Here is a 9,361-nt window from a genome sequence, read left to right on the forward strand (position 1 = left end):
TTGCAACACCCCGCAGGAGTTTAACGTGAGGAAACGGAAGTTTCGTATTCGGGAGAACTTTATTTCAGCGCCGATGCTGGTTTCAGTTCTGCCGCTTCGTCATCGTCGATGACAATCTGCCTCAGTGCGAGATCAAATTCTGCTGTTTTCTCGCCGTTGAACGAGTTCCAGCGCAGTTTGATCTTGACAGGCTCCTTGGACTCGGAGAGGTTGTTGAGGTTGAAGGCGATGAGTGCGTCGGCGAAATAACCCTTGGTGTCACCTTTGGCATCGTGGCGCAGTTCGAGTTCGAAAGGATCGTCGGGATTGCTGCCGGTGAGCAGGTGGATGAAGTGAGGACGTGCGTTTGATCCCCAGATGGTGCGCACGCGCATTGTCAGATAACCGTCTTCGGCCACAGTCACCCAGTCTTTGACGATTTCGATCGGATCATTGCCGTAAGCCTCGTCGTTTCCTTCTCCGAGATCAATGACCGGCAGTTTGGTGCGGATGCTGTCGATGCGGTTCACATGCACACCGATTCCGCCGATGAAAGAATTGTCGGTAGTGTAGTTGACCAAGGCTCTGACCTCTTTATTGCCGAATGGCGATTTGCTCATGTTTGAAGGAATGAGTGTGGTCTTGTCGTCGAGACGCATGGTGAAACCGCCATCTTCGTCGGGACATACAGTGACAAGCGCATTGGGGAGAGGTATGTTGTGGCTGTCATCGTTGTCGGAACAAGACTGCATCATGGCGGCTGAGGCCAGCAAGAGAGTGATCGGGAGCAAGTGTTTTAATTTTTTCATAACGTTTATTTGGTTTATTAAAGTTCTTTGTCTTTGTAAATCCGCTTTTCGTGAAATCTTGCATCGCAGATGAAAAATTTTTCAGGAAATTTTTTAATCTTGCGTAACTTTGCGGTAAAATCTGCAAAAAGACATGACTGACAACGATTCTTACATATCCTCCCCGCCCGTCGGACGCTTCGCGCCGTCACCCACAGGGCGTATGCACCTGGGAAATGTGTTTACTGCTCTCATCTCATGGCTTTCGGTCAGGAAAGCGGGGGGCAGATGGATTCTGCGCATCGAAGATCTCGATCCGCAGCGTTCGCGTCAGGAATATGCCAGGCAGATCGAGGACGATCTCCTTTGGCTCGGACTCGACTGGGACGAGGGCGGTCTGGATGGCGAGGGGCGGTCGGCACCATACCGTCAGAGTCTCCGCGGAGAGATTTATGAATCCTATCTCGGTAGACTTCAGCAGACGGGCTATACTTATCAGTGTACCTGCACCCGTGCCGACATAATGGCCACGCAGGCACCGCATCAGTCTGACGGCCGCATAATCTACGGAGGCAGATGCCGTCCTGAGACCATTCCCTGTTTTGCGGTTCCGGCGGCTGACGGGGAGCGCCGCTCGGCTGTCAGGCTCTATGTCCCGGATGAGGAAATCTGTTTTTCGGACCGTGTCTATGGCCCGCAGAGTGTCAATCTGGCCAGGGAGTGCGGTGACTTTGTGTTGCGCAGGGCCGATGGGGCCTGGGCCTATCAGCTGGCGGTTGTTGTCGACGACGCGTTGATGGGTGTGACAGAAGTTGTCCGCGGCAATGATCTGCTGCTTTCTGCCGCCCAGCAGATCTATCTTTACCGTCTGTTGGGTGTCGAAGCTCCGGCCTATGCCCATCTCCCGTTGCTGTGTAACAGGGCCGGACAGCGCTTGTCGAAACGCGACAGTGCGATGAGTATGGCGGAGTTGAGAAATGTCTGCCGTCCGGAAGAGCTTGTGGGTCGTCTTGCCTGCATCGCCGGATTGCAGCCTGAGCCATCGCCATGCCGGGCGCAGGATCTGATCGGTGTTTTTGACTGGAGCCTGATCGCACCGCGGGAGCAGATCACGGTCTGAGGAAAAACGACACGACAAAGGAGGAGTTAAGACGGTTGCCTTAACTCCTCCCCTCACGTTTCAACTATTTATTTATGAGAGCCTCAGAACCTGGTTTCACAACCCGATAAAGAGGACGAGGGATGTAAATTTAGATTTTCCTGCTTGTTATTGCTTCTTTATCTTTACTTACACTATTAGAACAACTGAGAACCCGCTTTGAAGTGGTCCAGAGCGCTAAAAGACTTTAAAAAACGTCAAGGGGAGGGGGGGATTCGGCGGTGAGTGTTTAACGGTTGCCGCAGGCTCTTTCCGGGTCAGGATATTCTGGACCAGTCTCGCACACGGGTGGTCAGATTTGACAGTTCGGCAAGCAGCGGGCGGTTTTCCGCGGAGGCCAGGTCGGGATCTGCGTCGAGGATCTCGCATGCCGCATCGCGGGCGAGCTGTACGATCTGCCCGTCGGTAGCCAGATTGGCAATGTGGAGGTCTATCGGCATGCCGCTCTGCATCGTGCCTTCAATGTCGCCGGGGCCGCGCATCTGCATGTCGGCTTCAGCAATGGCGAAGCCGTCGGTGGTTGATGTCATCAGTTCGAGACGCTTGCGGGTGTCGGCGGCGATTTTACGTTTTGACATCAGTATGCAGTAGCTCTGTCCCTCGCCGCGGCCGACTCGTCCGCGCAGCTGGTGGAGCTGCGAGAGGCCGAAGCGTTCGGCATTTTCGATGAGCATGGTAGTGGCGTTCGGGACGTTCACTCCGACTTCAATGACGGTTGTGGCTACCAGTATGTGGGCTTCGCCTGATGCGAAAAGCCCCATCTGATATTCTTTCTCCTGAGGTTTCATCTGCCCGTGGACAAAGGCGACCTTGTAGTCGCGGAAGGTTTCGCAGATAGACTCGTAGCCTTCTTCAAGCGATTTGAGATCGAGTTTTTCGTTTTCCTTGATAAGAGGGTAGACAATGTAGACCTGACGTCCCATCCGCAGCTGACGACCGATTCCCTGATAGGTTGCAAAGCGGTTTTCCTCGTAGCGCAGCAGGGTCTGCACCGGCTTTCGGCCCGGTGGAAGCTCGTCGATCACGGAGACATCGAGATCACCGTAGACGGTCATGGCGAGAGTGCGCGGAATAGGGGTCGCGGTCATGACAAGCACATGTGGGGCGATTATGTTTTTGGTCCATAGGCGTGCTCTCTGGGCCACTCCGAAACGGTGCTGTTCGTCGATGACGATGAAACCGAGGTTTTTGAATCGGACATTGTCCTCGATGACGGCATGAGTGCCGATGAGAATGTGGAGAGAGCCGTCAGTCAGTTGCGCGTGGATCTCCTCGCGCGCTTTCTTGCGTGTGGATCCGGTCAGGAGTTTTACGTTGATCCCCATCGGCGCTACCATCGAACTGATGGTCTCGAAGTGCTGTGTGGCAAGGATCTCGGTCGGTGCCATGAGGCAGGCCTGGGCGTTGTTGTCGAGAGCGATGAGCATGCAGAGCAGCGCGACCAGGGTCTTTCCGGATCCGACGTCGCCTTGCAGAAGGCGGTTCATCTGGCGTCCGGTTGCCATGTCGCCTCTGATTTCCTTGATGACTCTTTTCTGGGCGCCGGTCAGCGGAAAGGGCAGGAACTGGGAGTAGAATGTGTTGAAAAAGTGGCCTATCCTCGGAAAGACAAAGCCTTTGATCGCGCCGTTGCGGCGTCGGGCATAGCGCTGGATGTCGAGCTGGAGGTAGAACAGCTCTTCGAACTTGAGGCGGAACCGCGCCTGTTCGAGTTGCTGTGGAGTCTGAGGACTGTGGATTGCCTTGAGGGCTTCGTGAAGCCCTATGAGGCGATGGCATCCGATGATCCGTGGGGTCAGAGTTTCGGTGACATTGCGTATGCCGGAGAGAATTTCCGTTGCGGCGTTTGCGAATGTGCGCGACGAGAATCCGCGGTTGCGCAGTTGCTCGGTCAGCGGATAGACACCGCGGAATCCGCCTTGGGCCGAGGCGCTGTCGGGGGTGTCGACTTCCGGATGGACCATGCTCCAGCGCCCGTTGAAGTTTGAGGGTTTGCCGAACAGGATATATTCAGTGGCGGTATGGTAGAGCTGTCTGAGCGATTTGATGCGCTGGAACCAGACAACCTCCATCAGTCCGGAGCCATCGGAAAAGAGGCCGACGAGGCGGGTCTTGGCTCCTTCGCCCTGAACGTTGAAGCTGACAAAGCGCCCTCTGACCTGAAGCGAGGGCATGTCGTTGCCGGTGAAGTCGATGATGCGGTAGACGGAACGGCGGTCGATGTAGTGGGTCGGGAAATGGTACAGAAGGTCATGAAACGTCTTTATGCCGAGATTTTTATCTAATAGCTCTGCACGTTTCGGACCCATTCCACGGAGGAATTTTATTTCTGTACGCCTGAGACGATCCATTGTTTCTTTTGAGTTGTGATGCTTTCAGGTTCAGTTGTCAAGCGAGAGATATAGCTCGGCTACGGCCATGTCGCCCGGATTTGTGACTTTGATGTTGTGCGGATCACCTTCGGTCAGCCTGAGGTTGCTGAATCCGGCGGCTTCCATGATGGAGGCCTCGTCGGTGAACTCTGGGCGCAGCTCCTGGCGGTAGGCTTCGGTCAGTCTGTCGGCAGGGAAGATCTGCGGGGTCTGCACCGAACGGTAGAGCTTGCGGTCGATTGCCTTTGACGATCCGTCGGCATTGACAATGCGTATCGAGTCGGTGACCGGGCAGGAGGGGATGACTCCGTCCGCTTCCTGAAGGCTTTCAAGAAGGTTGGCGATCAGGCTGCGGGTGATCACCGGTCGTGCCGCATCGTGGACGCTTATCAGTCCGTAGGCGGAGCTGTCCAATGAATCGATGGCGTTTTTGACGCTGTGGGCACGGGTCGCACCGCCTGTGACTGTCCGGTGGGGGAGTGTGAAATTATGCTCGCGGCACATTTCAGCCCATTCTTCAGTCATGTCCCGGCTGAGGACCACTATCAGTTCCCAGTCAGGAGTATAGCGGTGGAGACGTTCGAGGGTGGTCATGAGGAGGGGCCTGTTCTGAAGCAAGCAGAATTGCTTTGGCAGATTGCCGCCGTAGCGCGATCCGCTTCCTGCCGCCACTATAATGTGGATGTTCTTTCCGGCAGGTGCCGTTGGGTTGGGACTGGGATTGGACATGATGTCTGGTTCTGGGTGGATGTCAGTGTTGGCGGTAAAATAAACCCGGCGGGCTCCCGTGAAGGGGAACCCGCCGGGGCGTTGATTCAATGGTAATGTGAAATCGAGATCTGGTTAACTAAGAGTGTGTAATTTAATCTGTATAATGGATTGGAATGTACACATTTCAGAGGTGTCAGACACCTTTCTTAGTTACGGGGGCCGTGATTGCCGCCGTTGTTGTCACGGCGCGGGCCACGGTCGCCATCGCGGCGGGGACCGCGATCACCGCCTTCACGACGTGGACGGTCGCCTTCGCGACGTGGTCCGCGTTCGCCGCGGGGTGCGCGTTCGCGCTCTACGTAGCCTTCGGGTTTGGGCTGGAGTGCGCGCATTGAAAGACGGTATTTGCCGGTCTTCTTGTCAATCTCGATGAGTTTGACTTCAAGCTCGTCGCCTTCCTTGAGACCTGAGGCTTCCATGTTTTCGAGACGGTCCCAGGAGATTTCCGAGATGTGGAGCAGGCCGTCGCGGTTGGGCATGAATTCTACGAATGCGCCGAAGTCAAGGATTGAGCGTACTTTGCCGTGGTAGACCTTGCCCTCTTCGGGGAGTTCTACGATGGCGTTGATCATTTCGAGAGCCTTGTCGATGGAAGCCTTGTTGGATGCGGCAACCTCGATGTAGCCTCCGTCGGGGATTTCGTCGATGCTTACGGTTGCGCCGCTTGCTTCCTGGATTCCCTGGATGATCTTTCCGCCGGGGCCGATCACTGCACCGATCAGCTCTTTGGGGATGAGCATGGTGACGATGCGGGGCACGTGAGGCTTGTAGTCCTCGCGGGGTGCGGCGATTGTTTCCTCGATTTTGTCGAGAATGTGCAGACGGCCTTCCTTGGCCTGGTTGAGGGCCTTTTCAAGGATCTCGTAGCTGAGACCGTCACACTTGATGTCCATCTGGGTTGCGGTGATACCTTCGCGGGTACCGGTGACTTTGAAGTCCATGTCGCCCAGGTGGTCCTCGTCGCCGAGGATGTCAGAGAGGACTGCATATTTTGTTCCGTCAGAGATGAGACCCATTGCGATACCGCTTACAGGGCGTTTCATCTTGACACCTGCGTCGAGAAGCGAAAGAGTGCCTGCGCAGACGGTTGCCATTGACGATGATCCGTTTGACTCAAGGATGTCGCTGACAATGCGGCATACATAGGGGAAGTCATCGGGGAACATGCGCTTGAGGGCGCGGTGTGCGAGGTTTCCGTGGCCTACCTCACGACGGCCTACACCGCGTACGGGACGGGCTTCGCCTGTGGAGAAGGGGGGGAAGTTGTAGTGGAGGAGGAAGCGTTCGCGGCCCTGGTTGAGAACGTCGTCGAGGATCTTCTCGTCGAGCTTGGTGCCGAGGGTCACGGTTGCGAGTGACTGAGTCTCACCGCGGGTGAACACGGCTGATCCGTGAGGTCCGGGGAGGTAGTCTACCTCACACCAGATGGGGCGGATCTCGGTGGTCTTGCGGCCGTCGAGACGGATGCCTTCATCGAGAACGCAGCGGCGCATTGCTTCTTTTTCCACATCGTGGTAGTAGCGCTTCACCATAGCGGCCTTTTCGTCGCGTTCTTCTTCGGGGAGTGATTCGAGGTATTCTTCGCAGATCTTGTCGAAGCTTTCCTGACGCCAGTGCTTGTCGGCGCAGCCGGCTTTCGCTACTGCATAAGCCTTGTCGTAGCACTTGTCATGGACGTCCTTGCGGAGATCTTCGTCATTTGTTTCGTGGCAGTATTCACGTTTTACAGTCGATCCTACTTCTTCGGCAAGTTCCATCTGGGCCTTGCACTGAACCTTGATGGCATCATGGGCGGCACGGAGTGCGGCGAGGAGGTCGGCTTCTGAAACTTCGTTCATTTCGCCTTCGACCATCATGATGTTGTCATATGTCGCGCCGACCATGAGTTCCATGTCGGCCTTCTCAAGCTGTTCGAAAGTGGGGTCGATCACAAATTCGCCGTTCACACGGGCCACACGTACTTCAGAGATGGGGCCGTTGAAAGGTATGTCGCTCACGGCGATGGCAGCAGATGCTGCGAGGCCTGCGAGTGCGTCGGGCATGTCGACACCGTCTGAGGAGTACATCGTAACCTGTACGAAAGTGTCAGCATGGTAATTGTCAGGGAAAAGCGGACGGAGAACACGGTCAACAAGACGTGAAGTCAGGATTTCGTAGTCGCTTGCGCGGCCTTCGCGTTTGAGGAAGCCGCCGGGAAAGCGTCCGTTGGAGGAGAATTTTTCTTTGTACTCAACTTGGAGAGGCATGAAATCCACGCCCTCGCCGGCCTCTTTGGCCGTTACGACTGTCGCAAGGAGCATTGTGTTGCCCATGCGCAGTTCTACCGCTCCATCGGCTTGCTTTGCAAGTTTGCCGGTCTCTAAAGTGATAGTGCGACCGTCAGGCAGCTCGATGGTTTTTTTGATTGGATTCATAAATTGATTCTATTTTCAGCTTGATAGGTTATATCTTCGTTTTTGCAGCTTATCTAAATTCAGTTTGCAAAGTTAACAAATATCTTGCAATAAACATGCTCAATCGGTTTGAAATAAGGCAGTCAAAAAGCCGTAAACAGGCGAATTAGTGTTAAATTTGTCTAATTTCGTCCTATTTGCCATGTCGCTCCGTCTCTTCTTGTGCAGGATGGCGGCATGACATACGTTTCTTTTTATTAATTTCGCGGTCATAAAACAAGCATATCCGATGAAAGCCTATACTTATGTGTCATCCGGCCGTTTTGCGATGACTGACAAGCCTAAACCGACAATCCTCGATCCGAAAGATGCTATTGTTCGCGTTACTCTTTCGAGCATTTGCACCTCTGACCTTCATATCAGGCATGGTTATGTTCCGCGTGCTGTCGTGGGTGTGACCGTCGGCCATGAGATGGTTGGCGTGGTAGAGGAGGTTGGATCGGCTGTGGCTACTGTTCGGCCTGGTGATCGCGTTACGGTCAATGTTGAGACCTTCTGTGGTGATTGCTTTTTTTGTCGTAAGGGATATGTTAATAATTGCAGTGATCTGGAGGGTGGCTGGGCTCTTGGCTGCCGTATAGACGGTGGACAGACGGAATATGTGCGTGTGCCTTATGCCGATTCCGGTCTTGATATGATTCCTGACGGGGTTAGCGATGAACAGGCTCTTTTTACAGGCGATATTCTCGCCACTGGCTTTTGGGCAGCGAGGATTTCTGAAATCACTCCTGATGACACGGTGCTTGTTATCGGTGCAGGACCCACGGGGCTGTGCACCTTGCAATGTGTGCTTCTTCATAATCCGGCGCATGTGATAGTATGTGAGTTGGATGAAGCGCGGCGAAAGTTCGTGAGCGTTCACTATCCGAATGTAACGGTTGTACACCCAGACGAGTGTCATGGCCGCGTCATGCGTCTTTCAGCTCATGGTGGAGCCGATCGTGTCATTGAAGTAGCCGGAAGTGCCGATTCATTTCAGTTGGCGTGGCAATGCGCACGTCCTAACGCTATTGTGACAGTGGTGGCACTCTACGACAGACCGCAGATTCTTCCTCTGCCCGACATGTACGGCAAGAATCTTACATTCAAAACCGGAGGTGTCGATGGCTGTGATTGTGCTGAAATACTGCGCCTGATTGCCGAAGGAAAGATTGACACTACACCTCTTATTACTCACCGTTATCCGCTCGACAGGATCGAGGAGGCCTACGATCTATTTGAAAACCGCCGTGACGGCGTGATAAAAGTCGCTCTTTATTAGGCTTAGTGGTGGTCCGGCAAATTATACTTTAGGATATGGAGATAGAATAATTTTAGCTATGTTTTCTTTATTCTTTCTATAAAAAGGAGTGCTTCTTACATTTCGCTCTAATGTGTTGATATCAAGCCCATTCCTTGATCTCCACTCCTCAGTTTCTATTCGTCCATTTTTTAAGATGAAATGTCGGTAGCATACTTGTTTTTTTAATAACTCACAAAAAGTCTCTTTAGATGGCATATATTCTATTTGTGATGTAATACCTCTTGATTTCGATTCGAATGACCCTTTGTTTAAAATCGAATTTATATTGGGGCTAATTAGTAAAGGCGTTGTAGTTAATACATCGGCTATGATATTTTCCTCTCCTAGTTCAATTGTTCCGTTATCTATAAAATATTTGGAAATAGCCTCTTTTATAATTTCATTTCCAGCGGTTCCTGTTAAAAGATGTTGTATTTTGGAGATTTTTTCTTTCTTTTCATTGACCTTTTGTTTTTCAAATAATCGAGATTCGCAAAAGTCTTTAAATGTTTCTTTGGGCTTGTTAAGGCACAAGAGGCTCAGGATAAGGAATACGT

General features: G+C 53.1%; 7 protein-coding genes. 2 read left to right on the forward strand and 5 right to left on the reverse strand.

From position 1 onward, the window contains the following. Positions 1-59: 59 nt before the first annotated feature. Positions 60-788, reverse strand: coding sequence for a NigD-like protein (locus K2H17_RS09685; protein ID WP_300134161.1), 729 nt, complete (start codon positions 786-788; stop codon positions 60-62). Positions 789-921: 133 nt separating this feature from the next. Between K2H17_RS09685 and gluQRS the strand changes: the two genes are divergently transcribed. Beyond that, a complete protein-coding gene (gene gluQRS, locus K2H17_RS09690; protein WP_300134163.1) occupies positions 922-1,887 on the forward strand; it encodes a tRNA glutamyl-Q(34) synthetase GluQRS in 966 nt (321 codons plus the stop codon). Positions 1,888-2,183: 296 nt separating this feature from the next. On the opposite strand, the gene recG is transcribed toward gluQRS, so the two are convergent. The 3 genes from recG to pnp form a co-directional block, all read right to left on the reverse strand. Further along, positions 2,184-4,277, reverse strand: a complete 2,094-nt coding sequence (recG, locus tag K2H17_RS09695; RefSeq protein WP_300134165.1) for an ATP-dependent DNA helicase RecG — start codon at positions 4,275-4,277, stop codon at positions 2,184-2,186. 30 nt (positions 4,278-4,307) lie between these two features. Further along, complete coding sequence (gene ispD / locus K2H17_RS09700; RefSeq protein ID WP_300134168.1) at positions 4,308-5,027, reverse strand: 2-C-methyl-D-erythritol 4-phosphate cytidylyltransferase; 720 nt, start codon at positions 5,025-5,027, stop codon at positions 4,308-4,310. Between the two features lie 188 nt (positions 5,028-5,215). Next, positions 5,216-7,483, reverse strand: coding sequence for a polyribonucleotide nucleotidyltransferase (pnp, locus tag K2H17_RS09705; RefSeq protein WP_300134171.1), 2,268 nt, complete (start codon positions 7,481-7,483; stop codon positions 5,216-5,218). Positions 7,484-7,751: 268 nt separating this feature from the next. Between pnp and K2H17_RS09710 the strand changes: the two genes are divergently transcribed. Continuing rightward, a complete protein-coding gene (locus tag K2H17_RS09710; protein WP_300134173.1) occupies positions 7,752-8,783 on the forward strand; it encodes an alcohol dehydrogenase in 1,032 nt (343 codons plus the stop codon). 21 nt (positions 8,784-8,804) lie between these two features. Here K2H17_RS09710 and K2H17_RS09715 read toward each other — a convergent pair. Beyond that, a partial coding sequence (locus K2H17_RS09715) for a hypothetical protein (RefSeq protein ID WP_300134176.1) occupies positions 8,805-9,361 on the reverse strand: 557 nt, incomplete at its 5' end.

Source organism: Duncaniella sp., from assembly GCF_029054785.1.
Classification (GTDB): Bacteria; Bacteroidota; Bacteroidia; order Bacteroidales; family Muribaculaceae; genus Duncaniella.